Genomic DNA, 15,577 nt, shown 5'->3' on the forward strand with positions numbered 1-15,577 from the left:
CATAATGGAGCGAAACAGGAGGTAACAAAAGTTAAAATTTAAGGGCGGTGACGCTCAACTAGATAATGTAACAAAAACAATAAACGGTAGCGGTGTTTGATAAGGAGGTGGTTGAAAATCGCCCTCAAATTTTAGCAAAACCGTTAGCGTTCATTAGGTACAGTCAAGGCACATAGTTTACAAAGTTAAAGGCACATGGTTTACACTTTTTAGGTTCTAATTTCAGAGGCCATTAATAAAATGACCTCTGTTAGCATTTAAGGAGTAATCCTCTCATTCCACAACTCATCAAAAGGAACAAGCATATCTTTCCAGTGTTTGAACAAATAAATTTTCGACAAATCCCAGCTTTCCCCCTGACCAGTATCAGGAATATAAGCCAATACAGTTAAAATTCTAGGTTTGATAATAACATCTTCCGGTATAAATTCCACCATAGCCCCGGAAGGTTGAGTATAAGTAGTCATGCCACCGGAAGTCGTTTCAGTGTCAGTAATGGTAGCCCCAACAGTCCAGTAAGCCCATTTGCCAGTCATGTTGGAGCCAAAAAGATCAGTTCCCAGTGGCCAGTAAGCCACCCTCATGTATTTTCTAATACCGTCAACCAAAATTGGAATAGCTTGATTCCCGCCTCGTGGTGTTAATTCAATATCAGTTCCGGCAGCCGATACATTAAAATCAAAATCTTTCAGTAAGAACATATTAACTTTATGCCCGATTTGCAAAGCCGGAATAGACAATTGCCCCAAATAATTTTTATCAATTGTGTATTTGTCAACGGGTATTTCAGGTGTAATATTAATACGCTCTTCCGCTGGGGCAATTGCTTTTTTGTATATGTTATGCAGTACTAATTTTGAAGCATCCGTATTGTTGATGTCATCAGGAATTGGCAATTTGATAACAGACAAAAGAACATCATTAACAGGGTCTAGGCTAGTTAAGTCCGGAAACTTACCAAGTCCAACTTTGTAGGCAAATTTGTCACTAGCATCACTTACAAGACTTGAATAAAAAGCAACATACATGGTTTTGCCTTGAATCATATTAGCCCAAACATTAATAGCCACAGCTGTATTTTTGATTCTAAATGTACGGTCATTACCATAAAGCTTTGCTGGAATATCAGCATGCTGGTTAGGATCAGGATAGATTTTAATTTGCTTTACAACTGAACTGTATTCCGCTTTCATGGTGAAGTCCTGCATAATCTTGATATGACTGTAATTTTCCAAAGCTGGAATCACTCGCAATTTATCATCCAAAATAGGCTCAACGGTTAGGCCATCCGGAGGTGTACCTTCAGTTGAAATTCTTTCTTCGGCTGGGGCAAGGCAATTTTTCCAAAGCTTATAAATTCTGAAATCCTCTGCTTTTACGCTCCCTGCTACTCTTGGAACTTTAAGCGATACCACAAGCAAAGGAAATTGAGTTGCCGTTGCTGGGTCTTCTCGTCTTCTTGCATCAAATCCAAAAGAGTCACCGCCATAAGTAACCCAGCCATTAACAGCTGCATCCTTGTCCGCTGCAATCTTAAAACCATAAGTCCAGCGATAAATCTTACCTGCTTCCGCTCCTGATGTTGTTGCAAGGTCAATGGTCGGGCTACCTACGCCAATGTATTTAATACCGTCGGTAGTTTGAACAGGAATATTTTTCATTAATGCACCGCCATTGTTTTTTAACTGCAATTTTACCCCATCCTTGCCTTCAATTTTTTGAACTTCATAGTCAAAGTCTTCCAGCAAAAAACCGTTTATCAATGGGTTATGATGTTCCGGAATATGCACGAAATTATGAGAGTCTTTTGCAATTGTAACGCCGTCATAATAATCGGCAGTTTTCAAAGAGTGCTTCCAGTGTTCAATGATTTCAGCCGTTGAAGGGTCGAAAGTTCCATCAGCTTTTTTTAAGACTTTCAGCTGGGCAATCACATGTTTTCCAATGTACAAGCTGTTTTCGTCTACTTCCATAAAGTCAGTAGCTTCTGGTTGGTGAACGCAAGTTATTCCATAATCACTTGTCCAGGCATCCTCAAATGTGGAATAAATAACAAAATACTGAATTGTATCTTCTGGGGGTGTTTGTGAGTTCACGTAACAATCTGCCATATTCATGAATTTGTAACCTCCGGATGTATACACAGGAATGAATTTTTTATCGTAGTTTTTCCTGTGATTTGGTTGCAACATGAAGGAAGCGCCCAAGTAAGTTGGAACGAAATAAAAGTCTTCTTCCAGTTTCCAATTGTGCGGTAAAGTTCGCATTGCACGAAAATCTTTTGGAATGGAAGTGTCTAGTTTCTCTTTTTCCAGCAAATCAAAAGTGTCATTTTCCTTATCATACTTGTAAATCGCCCAGCCGCTTGTAATGTTCGGATCGCCGGATGCATCAGTTACTTTGATTTCCTGACCATTTGCAAAGTCTTTCTTTGCAGCATCACGATCAGCAATATTGTCAAATACCAAGTACTGTTGCTTTTTAGCAGGTTTACTTATCCTCATTTTCAATTAGTTTTTTAGTGAATACATTGTAAATCTTGTCACATGAATTGTATCTGTTCTTTTCACACTGGGCATTACCGCCACGTTCAACTTGAATCACCATAGAGCTATCATACTCACTCATGATCCCACCTCTGGCAGTACCGTTGGTAGTGCTTTGAAAAATGCAAAGCCAAATCACATTCGGGTACTTTTCAATCAATCTCATGAAATCCTCCTGAGCAACATTCTTTAATTTTCCCCAGCTGTCCACGGCAATAAAATCATATTTCTTGCAATAGTTTTCCAGCTCTTCGATGCTATTTGAACTACTAACGGCCACATGCTTTTTAGCTTCGGGTGAGATGTAAGAAAGATATTTGCCAAACAATTCAGATTCCGGCGATACCTCCAAAGAAAGAAACAAGCCGTTTAATTTTTCCAGAGCAAAGAGGTTGATCATCTGGCATAACAAACGGGTTTTTCCAGCCCCTTTCTCCCCACGAAGCACAATAGCAAATTGTTTTCTTTCATACCCACCCAGAAACTTACCCAGCTGACCTTTTAAGGTTGAGATATGAGAACTCGGTTTCCAATCGGCCAGACTGGTAAGTGTCTTTTTCTGTGAATGACCCATTAAAGTCAATTGCTTTGCTTTCTGTACTTTCTTGCCCGTAGATTTAGGCTTTTTGGTTTCTACTTTTTTTTTACTCTTTTCTTCTTTGGCTCTGTTACTCATGGATTTTGGCACAAGTTTAGAAAGATCAATTCCATCCAAAAGATAATCGGCAGCATCACAAGCATATCCATAAGCTTCGATAAGGTTCTTGTCCACATCACCTTTAGCCCTGCTCAACCAACCCTTTAGGTAGGTAATCCCATTTTGACGATTGTATTTTAAACCCAATTCAGAACAAATGATCATAGCACCCATTTCGGCAACTAATTCCTCATTTGGATAATCCAAAGTAGCAGAAACGCCCAATTTTCCACGCCCCAAACGTTTTGGATTCATTGTACTGTGTGTAATCTCATGAAATAGGGTAGAGTAATATTCAGCAACTTTCTTGAATTGCTTGATATTTACCATGTGAATGGACTCATTATTAAAATTCAGCGCACTGTGGGTATAGTAACAACGATCAGCCTGATCCGTTAAGATTTTGGGAACACGTTTCTTTTTTACCAGTTCTTTAAGAAAGTTCTCAACGTACTGGTTGAATTCATTGTCTTTAAAAAACACCTGTTTGAAAGCTGGCTTTTTAATTCCTTCGCAATAATCAATATTGACTGCACGATGTAATTTTGGAAGCATCCAGTCCGGTTTACGAGGAGTTTTGTCTTCCTTGTCCTTAAACATTGGAATGTATGAAAGAACAGAAATTACCTTTGATTTATTAAGCAGTTTGCCACCCTTATCTTTCAAAGCTGCCATGGTAATGAAATAAGGGCTTTTCCCTGCATTTCTTTCCATGGTCAGAATGTTTGTACTGTTCTTGTACAAACGACCAGTGATATTTCTAAACCCACTTAGAACAATACCGGATTCACTAAAAACCAAGCCAGCTTTCCAAGGCTTTTCCCACTTGGTAAAAAGGAAGGTTTTAATATCACTGATCAGCTCCACTTTAAATTTTTCTCGGTCATCTTTCCAGCCGTCCAGATTGGATTCAAACAAGCCCTTCAGAATTTCACTAGGCCTGAGTTTTGTAAAGATTTTTGCTTTTCCTTTTGGGGAACCAGCCTTTTTTCGAACCGATTTCCTTGCTGTGCTTTGTAAAATATATCCTAACATGGTTTAATTGAATAGTTTGTTAAAGAATCCTTTCTTTTTCGATTCATCCTTTTTGTTATCCTGTTGTTGATCGCTTTCAGCATCGATAGAGATAACACCGCCTTTTTTGGCATTCAAATCCTTAATCTCAATTGTAGTTTGTTGAGCCGGAAGTTGGTTTTTGGCGTACTTGTAGCCAATGGCCATACCAAAACCAAGTCCGGTAGTAAAAAGAAGGATTGCTGAAAGAACTGTTATTTTTCGTCTAAGCATGATTTTTAATTTGATTGTTTAGAAAACTGCTCACTTGCTATCCCTATTCCAATGGTTCCGGCAAGCAAGACCAATTGTTTAATAAATTCTATGTTTGCCTTTAGCAATCCGCTCATGATAACGGAAACGACAAGCAAGAATAGAATTTGTCTTTTGAAGCTGGGGCGTCCCTTCACATCGGTAAAGGTTGAACGAAGCCAGCTTTTCTTTTGGGATTTTTCCATAGTTGAGTCTGTAGGTTATGATTTTAATATCCGCTTTGATGTCGGCAAGTTCAAGTAACAAGCGTTGCTGAGTTCGATAGTTCTGGATTAATCCGGCAAAGCAAATACAGATCAGAAATACCAAAACAGTATGCTCCTTAGAGAAAAAGCCCTTTATTTCAGGAGTCGTCATTGGTATTTAGTTTTTGGTCAAAAAAAACAGAGAGATACCAACAATGGTCAATAAGCCAAGAGAAACTCCGGCACTCGGTAAATACTCTTTCATGGTATTAAGGCGATTGCTCCACACCTGAGCAAAAGCAGGTTGATTCTGCGCCTCTTTCTTTAAAAACACCTCCCTGTTTTTATGTAGCAATTGAGCCAAATTGCTTTGATCATGTTTGGCAATAGCCGCCAAAGATTTTGCACCTATCACACCATCCACTAGTAAAGATTCTCCCAATTGATTCAAAATTGCTTGAAGTGTTTTCACCGCTCTGCCTTTACCGGAATTCACTGCATAATCAAAAAGCTGATTGGCCAAGGCTTGATCCAAAGCCGAACAATGCAATTTGTCCCAGAACTCACGAGTGTAAAAAGTCTTTACATACTCATTTAGCTTTGGAAAAATCTGATTGGTTTTAAGGTTTCCGTATCTTCTTTGTTTGTCGATATATGGCCACCCAATCCAAGTTGAATGAAACTTTCTGGAAATACCAGCATAAGTCTCACCACCTTTATCTTTTGGGTGGTTCGCATAACCGCCTTCTAAAGCACTGGTTATGCCGTATGAAATATTGAATACCGCCATAAGTCTAAATCGTTACTCCGATTTTGGAAAGAATGGCTTTAGCCTTGATCATTTCCTTATTATCTAATTCATTGTAAAGCTCTGCAACCAGTGTTCTTTTTCTTGGCATACCATACTCACGACCCACCAAAAGCCAATCAGCACTGTTCTTTAAAACAGACAGGTTGCTGTAAATTTGCTCCTCATACGTTCCGGGGTATTCCATAGCATCCAGTAAAGCTTGTGCAATCCCTTTTGCTTTAGCAATCCCAATGGTAGGAGTGATTCCCACCTTGTTAATTTCCTGATCGATTTGACTTTTTACCTTGGTTTCTGCGGCCTTTCTTTCCTCTTCACTTTTTGCCCCCGTAAACCAGCTGATTGTATCTTTCATGCCGGAATACATTTTGTATCCCATAAATAGCACACCAGCAAAGAGTGCTAAGCCCCCAATGTTGACTGCCATTTTTTGGTTCTTGTCAAGGCTTTTGTATTTTTTAGCTCCTGTTTCGGTAACGGTTTTAACAACTGCGGCCTGTGGTAAGATTCCTAACATAGCGCACGATATTTATAAGCTGTTTTCAATAGCTTGTTAATGTCCTTTCCTGATTTTTGGAAATGCTCAATAATTCTTAATGACTGATCATTTAAGGGCTTTCCGAATGTTTCCAAAAGCTCTTCTTTCTCTTTAGGAGAATATGTTTTTTTCTCTTTTTTATCTGGCATGGTTTAAGCGTTTTTAATAACTACAGTGTTGTATTCTTTCAAGGCTTGCAAGTCTCTGTCTTCATGCTGAGAAATAAGGAACAAACCTTGATGCTTTTCAATTTGAGTAGCCAATAATTCAACATCGAAAATGGCTTCTTCTAAAATTCCGTTGATCTCTAAACTTTCATCCATCTTTAGAGGGTATCCAATCTTACTTGAATCATGGTGATAGATGTAGGCAATATCATTTGTGGAGTTGGTAATGATCAAAGATTTTGAAGCCGGAACACTGACCTCTTTTCGGCGTCCGCATTCAACAATCTTTTGAATGTCATCGAATAATCTTATCATGTTTTTTATGGATTTGCTAATAAATAAAAAAGCCCCTTTTGTAAGCTGAACCAGCAGACAAAAGGAGCTTTTATAATCAATTACAAGTGAGTTACAGTTCTACTTCTTACATGTGAAAACCAAAGCCCCTTTAACATCTGCGCCGGAAGTAAATGAGATTACTACACGTACAGCGTTGTTTACAATTGGTTGGTTCATTGAAATTTCCTCACGGCCAGTGCCGATTTTGTAATATTCCAAAGGAACTGAATCAATAAAAGTTTCCTTACCGTCGTGGCTTCTGATTTCAACATCCATGTTATTTGCCCCATGAGCACCCACAAAAGAAACACCAATAATTTCGGTGTAATCTTCAAAGGATACTACCTCATTGGAGGTAGCATCTGGGTCTGCGGCTTGCTTGTTGATGTTGTAAACAAACCTTCGCATTATCCTCTATTTTCCGAAATTTTGTAACCAACAAATGCAACCTCAATTACACAATTTCCGGCAGCATCCAAGATGTTCAGCTCAGGGTTAATTACTTGAGAAGGAGGAATGACAAAGGGGCTAACATGGTAAGCCATTTGATCCGGTTTATCGTCTCCGGCAACTTCTGGTGACATGTGACGAAGCAAAGCTTTCATTTTCTCTTCACCACCAACTTTGATAGACAATTCAGAGTTGAACAAAGCGCCATCAGCCTGAGAGCCGATAGAAAACTCTTGCCTACTCATTTCGCTTTCATTGGCCAATGGAGCACCCAAAGAGGCAGTAGAAATTAAGATTCCGGTCACAAGGAAAGCAGTGCCGCTTGTTAATTTTGCAGAATCAATGTTACGAACACCATCTTTTTCTGCATCCTGTGGTTTGATAAGTTGTTGAATTCCTGATTTGCCGGAAAGTTCCTTTCTCAACCACAACATGTCTTTTTCAATGCGAGCGTTTGCCACATTAAAATTTACTTTTTGGTTTTCCTTAGCGATCATTCTAACCGCTTTCTTTTCTTCTAATGCTTTAATTAATTGCATGATATAGGTTTTAAATATTATTTACCGATTTAATTTGTCTAAGAGGTAAAACTTAGTTTACCTCAGTTGACACAACTTCCTGAACCTCGTCGTCTTCGTATTCTACAAAGTCATCCTTAATTTCTGGGTCACGTAAAGCAGCCAAGGCATTTACTTCGAACTCATTTTCCTCCAATTCAATTGCCTCTTCGTCATAAAGGTCACCTCCTTCCAAAGCAGCCATGGCAGTCGTACCATGAAGAGCCGGAATAAAACCTTTGTCTTCACCTTTGGCAAAAGGAGTCATTGCAGAAAGAGCCCCAGCAGTTGCAAAGCCAGCTGCAATGCTTTTGTAGTTGTTAGGAAGTTTCAATGCACCCACAATACCGACGCCAGCAATACCAGCACCAATGGCAACTTCTTTTATTTTCCTTTTTTTCGGGTCGGTTTCCTCATTTACTTTTAAAGCCTTTTTTCCTGCTACGACTACCATTCTACCAGCCATAACACCGCCCACGGTTTTAGCGGTTTCGATTAAAACCGCAGTAGTTTGATTTTTTCTCATTACTTACTTTTTTTAGAATTATCCTTTTTATCCTGATTAGCACTCCAAAGCAGGCCACCACCAATAAGAACCATTGCACCAATGGCAAAAGGATTCATACCAGCCTTGTTTACCTTTTGATCTGCAAACTCAGCACTTGTAGTAATTGCATTGCCTGAGTTTGAGCTTTGTGCAAAAGGCTTGTTTTGATCCGGTAACCTGTGCTCTTTGCTTGGCAAAGGTGATTTGCTTCCAGAACCCTTGTACTTTCCGTACTCCTTGTTGAAAATCACCAGATTGTTTTCAGCCTTTGCCTTTTTTTGAATCAGCCTTGCCTTTTTCTCTGGGTCAGTTTCATTTTCAATTCGTTTGGATAGGTTGTCAATCCTTTTCTTTTTCAACTTTGTAATAAAGTCACCAAGTCCAAGCGAGCTTAAAAGTTTCAGAATCGGCTTCAAAATCAGCATTGCTTTTGCAAGTATTCCTTTGGAAGCACCAGCGGCAACAACAGGAGCAACACCCAATTCACCTTTTAGCTGAACTTGATTTGCAATATCCTTGTGAATTAGTTTCAAGAAAGCCAGTCGTTCTTTTTCAAATCTGGACATCTTCTTAGGTGTATGCTTTTGCTGAGCAAGCAACAATCTGCGGCGTCTTTCTGCGGCAGCTCTTCTGCGTCTGCGACGTCTTCTGCGTCTACGTCCGTCCAATTCTCCCAAATTTCCATGTAAAGACATGCTAGGTAAATCAGCTTTTTTGGCAGTCTTTTGCCAAGCAGAAGCAAGCACCTTTCTAAGCTTACTTTCCCGACCACCTAAGAAGCGGTATTTTTTAGCAAACTTGGCATAAGCACGTTTTGATTTCTCCCAAGCACTTTTTTCAATTCCTAACTGTTCAGCCTGCGCTAAAGTTAAAAGGCCATAACCCATTTTCAGGGCAAGATTGTTGGCATTTTTAGAGATTCTGGCACGAAGCACGGCACGAATGGCAATGTTGATCGGATTGATCTTCATCATGAACTTCCCGATTTTCTTCAACTTCTTTCTAGCCCAGCGTCCTACGTTGCGAACGCCCTTCTTGATTGCCTTAAAGCCCTTTTTGATTTTACGACGAAGCTTTTTAAAGAGTCCTTCCAGAGTGCCAAGCAAACCAACCGTGTTTCCTTCCTGATCAACTATACCATTCAAAGGAGAAAGGTTTGCAGTTTCCCAACCGGAACCATCCTCTAACTTAATGATGATACCCTCCAAGCTTTCACCATACAAAAGAGCATTTAAAGCACTTTGCATGTGCTTCCAGTAAGAAAGACCAAATCCCAGAGCATGAAATTTTTCAGGCTCTTTTTGGTATTCGCTTAAAGTGGTTGATAGCTGAGCAATTCCCATTTTTTTAAGGGCATTTTCTTCCTGTTGCAGTAGAGCTGAACCAATACCGTTGAGCTCCTGTGTGCTGTCAATCACTTCAATTTCGGCGTCGTATTGTTCGGCGCTATCGTGAAGCGACTGCAAAGCACCTAAACCTTCTACCGTATCAGGACTAGCCCCATAACCTGCTAAAGTTTCAATTTGCATTTGCGTATCTTTTTTAGATGTGTATTGCGCTTCACAATTGAAGCGATGTAATACGGTATCAATGCAAACATGATCAGAAACGATGTACACATGTGAAAAAGGCTTACCCTCATATCCGGCGATTCTGATTGTATAAGGAATTCCCAAACAATACAGAAGAGAACCAATAAAAATACTATGGTCGTCACAATCAGAAGGAGTATTTGGTTTTACCCTGTTCAACCAAATTCTGGCAGGAGTGCTTAATTGTTCAATACCCTTTTTGTCGTTTTTGTACTGTATGTGATTGAATACAAAATCCCAGATAGCCTTAAGAGTTTGAAATCGGGTAGCTTTTTGAAGAAAAGCCGCTAAATCCTTAACCTGTGCATGGTGGTTTTTAATGATTTCACACATGATTCTTACGGTATCTTCCACGCCGCCTTCGGTAAAAGAGCTGGTAAAACTTACTGTTTTGGTATCAATCAAATGAGAAAATTCAACACCAGACCTAACAGGTCTAACACCTTGGCCTATTTCTTCACCTTTTGTAGTTCGGAAAACTACGCCCCTCTGTGGGTGATATGTTTTAAAGACGGTTTCCATGCTTAAAACTTGAAAAGGTTGGTTAATAACGATGCAGGGTTGCTAACTACTTTAGCAACATCTTGCCATGTTTTCGATATGTCGATTTTGATTCTTGGTGCATTAACACCGCTAATTTTCAGATTGTCTACATACAAGGCAAGTTGAGCGCCCTGTAGGTCTTTGGCTTGAACTAGTTTTGCAATATGGTCAAGCTGGATGATGAAGGTGTAAGCAATCGACGTTTTTGAATTGGCCAGTACTTCTTTGTTAGGATATTCAATAGGGGTGTAGCCAAGGCTAATTTTCTGCCCTTTGTTATCCAAAACCAGATTAATTCGGTAGGTGTCAAGAGTAGCTGCAAAAGGAGTACGGTTCGATAACTCAATAGAACCCTTAAGTTTTACAGCCCCTCTTTTGATATCTACACTTACACGGGGAAAGTCCTTTGGAGCAAAGCCAAGCTTTGTACCCAGATAAGTTTGAGTTTTTTCCTCAATCTTATTCACTCCCTTACTTACCAACTCACCTAACTGTTTGCGATAAAATAGAGCAGCTAAAGCGCCGCCGATTAAGATTACATGTCCTGTCTTCATGTTTCAAACATATAGGCTAATATGCTGGAATCCCAGTGTATGCAACACCTTGATACAGTTTGACACATATTGAAACATATTCCATTTTTAAAGGGGAAAGCTAAGTAGTTAAACCAGCTTTTAAACCACTTACACCCCCAGATAAGAGCATAAAAAAAAGGGGTAACCATACAGGCTACCCCTTTAAAATTATATAGCTTACCATTTACGGCAAGTCATCCTCTTCATTCGTGCTGTTTTCAGCCTGCATGTATGCTGCTAAAGAGCCAAATATTTGCATTTGCTCAGCATGACTTTTTGAAAACAGGAAATATAGCATTTGCACTAAGTATTGTTGGGCATCGGTTTCCATTTTTCTGACTTCCTGAATGATCTGTTTTTCAGTAATACTCAATGTTTCTTCCATACCACCAAGGGCACTGTCTTTACTTGGGATTAAGTTATTGGCCAAAGCACCCAAAGCACCTTGAATTGCAGGCATGGCAGTAATGGCATTTACAGTTTCTTTTACTGTGTTTGTGTTGGCATTTTGCAGCTCTCTTTGGTGGGTGTTGTGCAAGTCTTCAATTTTATCCTTTAGCCTTTGGATTTCAAAGTCTTTACTTAGGTTGCTGGTTTCAAGTTGTTTGATCTGGCTTTCATATCCTTCTTTCAGGTTTAAAACCGTATCAAATTTATCCTTTTCAAGCTCCCTTATTTCTGTGAATCCATACAAGGAATTTGGGGTGTTATGGGGTGATACCAGCATGTGCTGGGTGGCTTTTTCAATTTTTCTTTCGTCGGCTCTTCTGTTTTTTGCCCGTCCGGCGCAAGTTTTGGAGCAATACTTGCTGTCAGATCGGCGGCCTATAATTGGTCTTCCGCATTCTAAGCATTCCATACTATCTATTTTGATTAATAACTTAAATTCTAACCACTAAAAAAATCTTAAGTAGTTTATCTGGGGTAAAGTTATTTTAAAAGAGGGTTGGAATTTGTTGCGAAGTGTTTCAAGATGATTCAAGATGAAGCAGGGTAAATGTAGTTTAATATTCTCGTTCTTTCCCCTGAGCTTTCCCCTAAAAAACAAAAGCCCCTGAAAATCAGGAGCTTTATCTGTTTTAGTGCGGAGAGAGAGGGATTCGAACCCCCGGTACGTTGCCGTACAATGGTTTTCAAGACCACCGCATTCGACCACTCTGCCATCTCTCCAGTATTTTTGTGAGCTTTGTTTGCTCTGTCATCTCTTGTGATAACGGGTGCAAATGTATGACAAAATTTATTCGCTACCAAACATTTTTTTGTAATAAATTCGAATTATTTTCGAAAGGCTTGATGTTCAGATAAATTAATTTTTCTAGCCGTGCAGATCCAATTCGTTTAGCATGTAAAGAGAGTGCTCAACAGTCTTAAAAATTTCCGAACAATACTCATTTACTGCCTTCGGACTGCCTGGCATTGCATAAACCAGGGTTTGATCCATTACACCTGCAATTCCCCGACTGACCAGTGCATTTGGCTTTTCCATGCCATATTTTACCCTAATCAGCTCCATAATACCCGGAATTTCTTTGCTAATGTGCTTTTTAACAACTTCTGGCGTTATATCTCGTGGACCAATACCTGTACCGCCAGTTGTAAAAACAATATCGTATTTCTCTTGTTTTGCCTGTTCAAGCAGTTTCGAAAGTTCCTCTTCCTGGTCAGGAATAATGTGTTTATCGATGGAGTAATGACGATTTCTCGATTTGTAGAAATCTTCGCATAGTTTTTCAGCAAGGGGACCACTTTTATCCATATACTCACCTCTTGAAGCTCTGTCGCTAAGGGTAATAATCATGGTTTTAATCACTCGTGGATGGTAAGTGAAAACATCACCAGATTTCAAAGTTCCATCTTTTATCACCCTGCAAAAAATACCTTCTTTGGGCATAACACAATTTCCAACCTCTCTAAAAATATTACAATTGTCGCCATGACATTTTTTCCCAATCTGGGTTACCTCAAGTTCAATTCCTCCATAAGTAAATCGATCGAGTGGGGCAGTGTGGTGTAGTAGAATTCCTTCGGTTGTGATATTTTCTGCAAACTCGCCAAAATTTATTTTTCGCTTCGCTTCTTCCGAAAACTTGTCGATACTCTCCTTAGCCAATAAACTTACCTGCCTGTGCCAATTGCCCGAATGAGCATCTTTATCCACACCTTTCGAATTCAGAAGAATCGATTCCACTGGTTTTTTAATCGTTCCTTTCTTTTCAGAAATGTTTACCGATAATACTTTTACCTCTTTCTTACTCATAGCTAAAAATTATTTCAGGTCAGTTTTTGTTTTGTCCAAAAGTGTAATGCCTTCAATCTTCATGTTTTTGTCAACTGCTTTACACATGTCATAAATGGTTAAAAGGGCTACACTTGCAGCAGTAAGCGCTTCCATTTCTACGCCAGTCTGTCCAATACATTTTACCCTAGTACTGGCAATTACACCATCATCCACTACAGTACATTTTACTTCGGCTTTTGTAATTTGTAAGCTGTGGCACAGGGGAATTAAATCACTTGTTTTTTTAGCGGCCTGAATGCCGGCAATTTCGGCAACGGTAAGAACATCACCTTTTTTTAGGTCGTTTTCTTTTATCAGCCTTATGGTTTCCTGCTCCAACAAGATTTTACCACTTGCTTTGGCTTCCCTAACTTGAGGAGGCTTGTGCCCAACATCCACCATATTGGCTTTTCCTTCTTTATCGATATGACTAAATTTTCCCATGCTAAATTCTTGTTACAGGCGTTTGGTTCTAACCGCCGATCCCGTAAAAACTACCTTTTTTGTTTTTGCTTCCCGTTTCAGGTTTCTGGTTTATCGATTCATTTATGGCTTTTTTTGCACCCAGTTTTTTCAAATCATATTCGCTCTGATTAAACAAGCAGGGTTTAACCTTACCATTCGCTGTTAACCTTATTCGGTTACATTCCTGACAATTGCCTCCTTTACCACCTTCTACTATCGAGAATTCTCCCGTTGCCAAATCCATTTGCCTGATAAATCGAAGGTCAAGACCTTTGTTTTCACAGTACTTTCTCAAAGCTTCCAGGTCATCCAAATCGGAATCGGGCATTCTTACACAATTGATTTTAACTGGCTGAAGTCCTGAATTTATGGCAGCATCAATCCCTTTAAATACATCTTTTATATTGCCAAGGCGAGTAAGAGATTTGTACTTTTCGGCATTCATGGTATCCAGGCTAATATTCACTCTCATCAATCCGGCTTCATGCAATTGTTCGGCATATTTTTCCAGGAGAATACCATTTGTTGTCATGGCCAAATCTTCAATGCCCGGCAATTGAGCAATCTTTTTTACCAATTCAACAATTCCCTTTCTCACCAAAGGTTCCCCTCCGGTTAGTCTCACTTTCGTGATTCCTGTTGCAATGGCCTCTTTCACGAAATCAACAATCTCTTCGAAGCTCAAGACCTCTTCATGTGCAATCAAATCGATCCCATCTTCAGGCATGCAATAGGTACAACGAAGGTTGCAACGGTCGGTTACAGATATTCGTAAGTAATTGATATTTCGTTTATAATTGTCTAACATGAACAAATTCTCCTTCCATAAATTCATCAACTTCTCTTGGAACAGCCATAATACCATTCGCAAAGGTAAATGCATTGATATGTGCCGAACCATGATAATCGATAGGAACAACTCTGTTGTTGGCATTAAAACGAACAGGGATAAACTCCAGCCTGTCAGTTCTCTTGCGTTTGTACGCTTGCGCAATTGGCATACGAACCATTGGAGCATTGTAATCGTGACCCATCAATCTAAAAAGTAGAGGTTTGCCCAGCAATTCGAACTGAACGAATGAAGAAACCGGGTTGCCAGGCATTGCAAAAACATATTGGCCGTTTTTTGCAGCAAAAACAGTATGCTTTCCTGGTTTAACCGCCAATGTATGGAACCAAATATTAAAACCAAGTTCTTTTAAAATTTGTGGTACATAGTCGTAATCGCCTACCGAAACACCTCCCGAGATGATTAAAATATCATTCTCTGCCAGGCATTTTTCCATGGTTTTTTTTGTGGCTTCTTTCGAGTCTTCTATGATTCCATAATAATTACCCTCAATACCCATTTTCTGTAACTGAGCCTGTAATTGCCAGGAATTTACATTTCTGATTTGTGAAGTATCCGGTTTTTGCTGTGGTTCAACCAATTCGCTTCCGGTTGCAAAAGTCGCAACATTTGGCTTTTTGTAAACCAAAGGATTGGTACATCCCACCATTGCCAAAACCGAAACGTGTTGCGATTTTAATCTCGTTCCTTTTTTCAGAACCACTTCATTTTCCTCAATATCTTCACCCTTTATGCAGATGTTAGATTTGGTATTCTCTTTCGTAAATCGAATTTGATTTCCTTCAACCTCTTCGGTATGTTCAACCATGATTACCGTGTCGGCACCTTCAGGAACCATGGCTCCGGTCATGATTTTCGAACATTGTTTCTCACCCACTTTTTGGGTAGGAGCCGATCCTGCTGCAATCACTTCCAACACTTCAAGATCATCATTCAAATTCTCTTTTTTACAAGCATAACCATCCATAGCCGATTTGTTAAATGGCGGAATGGCCATATCCGAGTGCACATCTTCAGCCAATACACGATTTAAACACTCCGAAATATCAATGTGTTCTTTCTCAAGTTTTCGTGTTGCGTGTTTTACAGTTTTTAAAGCTTCGTGAAACGTAATCAT

18 protein-coding genes and 1 tRNA gene are annotated in these 15,577 nt (G+C 39.5%); all 19 read right to left on the reverse strand.

Annotated features, from left to right (window positions below; genetic code table 11):
• Nucleotides 1–257 precede the first annotated feature (257 nt).
• The 19 genes from ELS83_RS04640 to ELS83_RS04730 all read right to left on the reverse strand — a co-directional run bounded on the left by ELS83_RS04640 (nucleotide 258) and on the right by ELS83_RS04730 (nucleotide 15,577).
• Nucleotides 258–2,504: a hypothetical protein gene (locus ELS83_RS04640; RefSeq protein WP_171594368.1), complete on the reverse strand. Its 2,247-nt coding sequence runs from the start codon at nucleotides 2,502–2,504 to the stop codon at nucleotides 258–260.
• On the reverse strand, nucleotides 2,491–4,278 hold the full coding sequence (locus tag ELS83_RS04645; protein ID WP_171594369.1) for a zincin-like metallopeptidase domain-containing protein: 1,788 nt from the start codon (nucleotides 4,276–4,278) through the stop codon (nucleotides 2,491–2,493). The genes ELS83_RS04640 and ELS83_RS04645 overlap by 14 nt, the downstream gene beginning before the upstream one ends.
• 3 nt (nucleotides 4,279–4,281) lie before the next feature.
• Complete coding sequence (locus ELS83_RS04650; RefSeq protein WP_171594370.1) at nucleotides 4,282–4,530, reverse strand: hypothetical protein; 249 nt, start codon at nucleotides 4,528–4,530, stop codon at nucleotides 4,282–4,284.
• A 78-nt stretch (nucleotides 4,531–4,608) separates the two neighbouring features.
• Entirely contained in the window at nucleotides 4,609–4,926 is a 318-nt protein-coding gene (locus ELS83_RS04655; protein ID WP_171594371.1) for a hypothetical protein, read from the reverse strand.
• Between the two features lie 6 nt (nucleotides 4,927–4,932).
• On the reverse strand, nucleotides 4,933–5,544 hold the full coding sequence (locus ELS83_RS04660; protein WP_171594372.1) for a glycoside hydrolase family 108 protein: 612 nt from the start codon (nucleotides 5,542–5,544) through the stop codon (nucleotides 4,933–4,935).
• A gap of 4 nt (nucleotides 5,545–5,548) precedes the next feature.
• Nucleotides 5,549–6,079, reverse strand: a complete 531-nt coding sequence (locus ELS83_RS04665) for a hypothetical protein (RefSeq protein WP_171594373.1) — start codon at nucleotides 6,077–6,079, stop codon at nucleotides 5,549–5,551.
• Nucleotides 6,073–6,249 carry a hypothetical protein gene (locus tag ELS83_RS04670; RefSeq protein WP_171594374.1) on the reverse strand — a complete coding sequence of 59 codons (177 nt, stop codon included), beginning with the start codon at nucleotides 6,247–6,249 and terminating at the stop codon, nucleotides 6,073–6,075. The genes ELS83_RS04665 and ELS83_RS04670 overlap by 7 nt, the downstream gene beginning before the upstream one ends.
• 3 nt (nucleotides 6,250–6,252) lie before the next feature.
• On the reverse strand, nucleotides 6,253–6,582 hold the full coding sequence (locus ELS83_RS04675) for a hypothetical protein (RefSeq protein WP_171594375.1): 330 nt from the start codon (nucleotides 6,580–6,582) through the stop codon (nucleotides 6,253–6,255).
• A 99-nt stretch (nucleotides 6,583–6,681) separates the two neighbouring features.
• On the reverse strand, nucleotides 6,682–7,011 hold the full coding sequence (locus ELS83_RS04680) for a hypothetical protein (RefSeq protein WP_171594376.1): 330 nt from the start codon (nucleotides 7,009–7,011) through the stop codon (nucleotides 6,682–6,684).
• Complete coding sequence (locus ELS83_RS04685) at nucleotides 7,011–7,592, reverse strand: hypothetical protein (RefSeq protein WP_171594377.1); 582 nt, start codon at nucleotides 7,590–7,592, stop codon at nucleotides 7,011–7,013. The genes ELS83_RS04680 and ELS83_RS04685 overlap by 1 nt, the downstream gene beginning before the upstream one ends.
• 52 nt (nucleotides 7,593–7,644) lie before the next feature.
• Nucleotides 7,645–8,136, reverse strand: coding sequence for a hypothetical protein (locus tag ELS83_RS04690; RefSeq protein ID WP_171594378.1), 492 nt, complete (start codon nucleotides 8,134–8,136; stop codon nucleotides 7,645–7,647).
• Entirely contained in the window at nucleotides 8,136–10,271 is a 2,136-nt protein-coding gene (locus ELS83_RS04695; RefSeq protein ID WP_171594379.1) for a transglutaminase-like domain-containing protein, read from the reverse strand. The genes ELS83_RS04690 and ELS83_RS04695 overlap by 1 nt, the downstream gene beginning before the upstream one ends.
• A 2-nt stretch (nucleotides 10,272–10,273) precedes the next feature.
• Nucleotides 10,274–10,846: a hypothetical protein gene (locus ELS83_RS04700; protein ID WP_171594380.1), complete on the reverse strand. Its 573-nt coding sequence runs from the start codon at nucleotides 10,844–10,846 to the stop codon at nucleotides 10,274–10,276.
• Between the two features lie 205 nt (nucleotides 10,847–11,051).
• A complete protein-coding gene (locus tag ELS83_RS04705) occupies nucleotides 11,052–11,726 on the reverse strand; it encodes a hypothetical protein (RefSeq protein WP_171594381.1) in 675 nt (224 codons plus the stop codon).
• A gap of 226 nt (nucleotides 11,727–11,952) precedes the next feature.
• Nucleotides 11,953–12,037 (reverse strand) — tRNA-Ser (locus ELS83_RS04710).
• Nucleotides 12,038–12,182: 145 nt separating this feature from the next.
• On the reverse strand, nucleotides 12,183–13,124 hold the full coding sequence (locus tag ELS83_RS04715) for an MOSC domain-containing protein (RefSeq protein WP_171594382.1): 942 nt from the start codon (nucleotides 13,122–13,124) through the stop codon (nucleotides 12,183–12,185).
• A gap of 9 nt (nucleotides 13,125–13,133) precedes the next feature.
• On the reverse strand, nucleotides 13,134–13,589 hold the full coding sequence (moaC, locus tag ELS83_RS04720) for a cyclic pyranopterin monophosphate synthase MoaC (RefSeq protein WP_171594383.1): 456 nt from the start codon (nucleotides 13,587–13,589) through the stop codon (nucleotides 13,134–13,136).
• A gap of 28 nt (nucleotides 13,590–13,617) precedes the next feature.
• On the reverse strand, nucleotides 13,618–14,445 hold the full coding sequence (locus ELS83_RS04725; protein ID WP_216616377.1) for a GTP 3',8-cyclase MoaA: 828 nt from the start codon (nucleotides 14,443–14,445) through the stop codon (nucleotides 13,618–13,620).
• A complete protein-coding gene (locus ELS83_RS04730) occupies nucleotides 14,402–15,577 on the reverse strand; it encodes a molybdopterin molybdotransferase MoeA (protein ID WP_171594384.1) in 1,176 nt (391 codons plus the stop codon). The genes ELS83_RS04725 and ELS83_RS04730 overlap by 44 nt, the downstream gene beginning before the upstream one ends.

The sequence above is a fragment of the Marinifilum caeruleilacunae genome, from assembly GCF_013141825.1.
Lineage (GTDB): Bacteria > Bacteroidota > Bacteroidia > Bacteroidales > Marinifilaceae > Marinifilum > Marinifilum caeruleilacunae.

What these genes read in the sequence shown, in the direction of transcription:
- ELS83_RS04680 (WP_171594376.1), bottom strand. Translation starts at nt 7,011, where the DNA reads ATGCGAAGGTTTGTTTACAACATCAACAAGCAAGCCGCAGACCCAGAT.
- ELS83_RS04715 (WP_171594382.1), bottom strand. Translation starts at nt 13,124, where the DNA reads ATGAGTAAGAAAGAGGTAAAAGTATTATCGGTAAACATTTCTGAAAAG.
- ELS83_RS04695 (WP_171594379.1), bottom strand. Translation starts at nt 10,271, where the DNA reads ATGGAAACCGTCTTTAAAACATATCACCCACAGAGGGGCGTAGTTTTC.
- ELS83_RS04700 (WP_171594380.1), bottom strand. Translation starts at nt 10,846, where the DNA reads ATGAAGACAGGACATGTAATCTTAATCGGCGGCGCTTTAGCTGCTCTA.
- ELS83_RS04675 (WP_171594375.1), bottom strand. Translation starts at nt 6,582, where the DNA reads ATGATAAGATTATTCGATGACATTCAAAAGATTGTTGAATGCGGACGC.
- ELS83_RS04670 (WP_171594374.1), bottom strand. Translation starts at nt 6,249, where the DNA reads ATGCCAGATAAAAAAGAGAAAAAAACATATTCTCCTAAAGAGAAAGAA.
- ELS83_RS04705 (WP_171594381.1), bottom strand. Translation starts at nt 11,726, where the DNA reads ATGGAATGCTTAGAATGCGGAAGACCAATTATAGGCCGCCGATCTGAC.
- ELS83_RS04660 (WP_171594372.1), bottom strand. Translation starts at nt 5,544, where the DNA reads ATGGCGGTATTCAATATTTCATACGGCATAACCAGTGCTTTAGAAGGC.
- ELS83_RS04690 (WP_171594378.1), bottom strand. Translation starts at nt 8,136, where the DNA reads ATGAGAAAAAATCAAACTACTGCGGTTTTAATCGAAACCGCTAAAACC.
- ELS83_RS04645 (WP_171594369.1), bottom strand. Translation starts at nt 4,278, where the DNA reads ATGTTAGGATATATTTTACAAAGCACAGCAAGGAAATCGGTTCGAAAA.
- ELS83_RS04685 (WP_171594377.1), bottom strand. Translation starts at nt 7,592, where the DNA reads ATGCAATTAATTAAAGCATTAGAAGAAAAGAAAGCGGTTAGAATGATC.
- ELS83_RS04655 (WP_171594371.1), bottom strand. Translation starts at nt 4,926, where the DNA reads ATGACGACTCCTGAAATAAAGGGCTTTTTCTCTAAGGAGCATACTGTT.
- ELS83_RS04650 (WP_171594370.1), bottom strand. Translation starts at nt 4,530, where the DNA reads ATGCTTAGACGAAAAATAACAGTTCTTTCAGCAATCCTTCTTTTTACT.
- ELS83_RS04730 (WP_171594384.1), bottom strand. Translation starts at nt 15,577, where the DNA reads ATGATTACGTTTCACGAAGCTTTAAAAACTGTAAAACACGCAACACGA.
- ELS83_RS04665 (WP_171594373.1), bottom strand. Translation starts at nt 6,079, where the DNA reads ATGTTAGGAATCTTACCACAGGCCGCAGTTGTTAAAACCGTTACCGAA.
- ELS83_RS04725 (WP_216616377.1), bottom strand. Translation starts at nt 14,445, where the DNA reads ATGAATTTATGGAAGGAGAATTTGTTCATGTTAGACAATTATAAACGA.
- moaC (WP_171594383.1), bottom strand. Translation starts at nt 13,589, where the DNA reads ATGGGAAAATTTAGTCATATCGATAAAGAAGGAAAAGCCAATATGGTG.
- ELS83_RS04640 (WP_171594368.1), bottom strand. Translation starts at nt 2,504, where the DNA reads ATGAGGATAAGTAAACCTGCTAAAAAGCAACAGTACTTGGTATTTGAC.